Here is a 2,198-nt window from a genome sequence, read left to right on the forward strand (position 1 = left end):
TCCCATGTATTGTTGCGGGCGACCATACACGAATGTCGACCTATGCGCTTCAACCCGCCCACTGGACAGTCTAAACAAGGCAAACAATTGGGCGTCGCGTGTCGAATTATCCGCTTTCCTACAAACTGTCCTGGCTGCCGCGTTTCCTGAAGCCGTCGCTTGGCGGTGACGGCAACGGGTTTGCGCCGATGGCGGGCACGTTGATGGAGCCACCACCGGGAAAGACGGTGCGGCTTGCCTTCATCGGCGACATCTCGGCGGTGGCCAACAGCCGGGCGCCGGATTGCGATCCGGCGATCAAAGAACTGCTTGGCACTGCAGACCTGGTGATCGGCAATTGCGAAAGCCCTGTCGTGGACAGACCGAGCGCCGTGCTCGGAACGAAGCTTGGCACGCATCATGCGATGAGCGAGCGGTTCCTGGCCGAGGCGCTGGCCGCGGCCGGTCTTGCGCGCGAAAAACTGGTGCTGTCGCTGGCCAACAATCATGTGCTCGATCAAGGCGTCGCCGGTTTCGAGGAGACGGTGGCGGCGCTGAAGCGGCTTGGCATCCGCACCATTGGCCTCGCCGCCGACGGTCCGGTGCAGCCGGTCAAAGTCGGGCCGCTGGATGTCGGCTTCGCCGCCTTCACGCTGTGGCGCAATGCGGATGAAAACCTGTTTGCCGGGCGTGTGTCGATGAACCCGACAGGCTGGCAGCGCGATCATTTCGACCTTCTCTGCGCCGTGCCGCATTGGGACTGGGAGTTCCGGCATTTTCCACGCGCCGGAACAAGGGCATTGGCCAGGCGGTTGGCCGGGCAGGGCGTCGGGCTGATCGCCGGCCATCACGCCCATGTCGTGCAGCCGGTGGAGCGCATCGGCGGCACGATGGTCGCCTATGGGCTCGGCGATTTCCTCGGCACTGCCCTTGCCCGACAGCCATGGCCGGGGCGCATTGGCGGGATTTTTGGTGTCGATGTCAGCGCGGATGCAGGGACGCGTGGTGTGGTTGCGTCTTATCGGCTGCATCCCTTTGTGCGGCTGCGGGACGGGGATCATGAACGGCTGGTGCCGGTGAAGGGGTTGGAGGGCCGCATGCGCGACAAGGTCGAGGGGCGGCTGAGAGCGATCTTTCCTTCTCTGGCAACCGAAGAGGATGTCACTGCCTAGCCGTCTGGCGGCCCTCACAAAAGCAGCTATCATGCAGGCGTGCTGGCGGCGGAGAGATGGCAGTGGAAACAGCGGATTTCATGCCTGATGAGAACGACATCGCAGCCATCCGGAGGGGCATCGAAGCTTATGAAGCGGCGAGGGCTTCGACGCTGCGGCAGGTGCGCTGGCGGACGCCGCTTTTCGTTGGCTTGGTGCTGGTGGCCGTGGCGCTGATCGCATGGCTGTTCAACAAGGTCGCCGACCCCAACGAGCAATGGTTTTCGACACCGCATGTGTTTCTCTACATCATCGGTTTCGTGACGGCGATCCTGCTCTATTTCCGGGCGATCCGGCCGGCGACGCGGCTGCAGCAATCGTTTCGCGAGACGCTGATGCCGATCATCTTCGGCTTCATCGGGGATATGCGCTACCAGCACGACGTGACGCCGCATTCCTTCGACCGGTTGCCGCGCGAGACGGTCGGCGGCGCCAGCATGAGCCGCTTCGACGATATCATATCAGGACGCTATGACGGGTTCGCGTTCGAACTCTACGAAGCTGACCTTTGGGATGGGGCGTCGACCAAGACCAAGGCGACAACCTTCAAGGGCGTCATCGTCGCTTTCGAGGCCATCGAGCCGTTCCCGGGAATATTGGTGGCGACGCGGCGCACCAATGCGGTCATGGGCTTCTTCCGCGGCATGTTCGCCAGCAAAAAAATTCAGGAACTGTCATCCGGCGTGCCCGAACTTGATGCGGCCTATGAATTCCGCACCGACAATGTCGAGGCCGCGCGGCCGCTGGTGATGGGCCGGCTGGCGCAGGCGCTGAAATGGCTGGGCGAGACCTGGCCGGACGATCCCGCACGCGTCGCGCTCAATGGCGGCGACGGTTTCCTGCTGTTACCGCAGGCGAAGAATTTCTTCGAGCTGCCCGAAATATCGGTGCCGCTCGACTATACCAGCCATGTCGCGCCGATGATCTCGGACATGGGTGCCATGCTGGCGACCGCGGCGCTGGTGCGCAAGATCGGCGTGACGGACGCGGGCTAGAGCAGTTCACCGT

The 2,198-nt window shown here is 63.0% G+C and carries 2 protein-coding genes; both read left to right on the plus strand.

Going from position 1 to position 2,198, the window contains the following annotated elements; all coding sequences use genetic code 11:
* Positions 1 to 98 precede the first annotated feature (98 nt).
* Positions 99 to 1,151 (plus strand): CapA family protein, encoded by a 1,053-nt coding sequence (locus tag AC1DX0_RS34905; protein WP_477223564.1) that lies wholly within the window; start codon positions 99 to 101, stop codon positions 1,149 to 1,151.
* A 56-nt stretch (positions 1,152 to 1,207) separates the two neighbouring features.
* A complete protein-coding gene (locus AC1DX0_RS34910) occupies positions 1,208 to 2,185 on the plus strand; it encodes a hypothetical protein (RefSeq protein ID WP_477223563.1) in 978 nt (325 codons plus the stop codon).
* Positions 2,186 to 2,198: the final 13 nt, after the last annotated feature.

The sequence above is a fragment of the Mesorhizobium sp. P3_A9 genome (genome assembly GCF_056402975.1).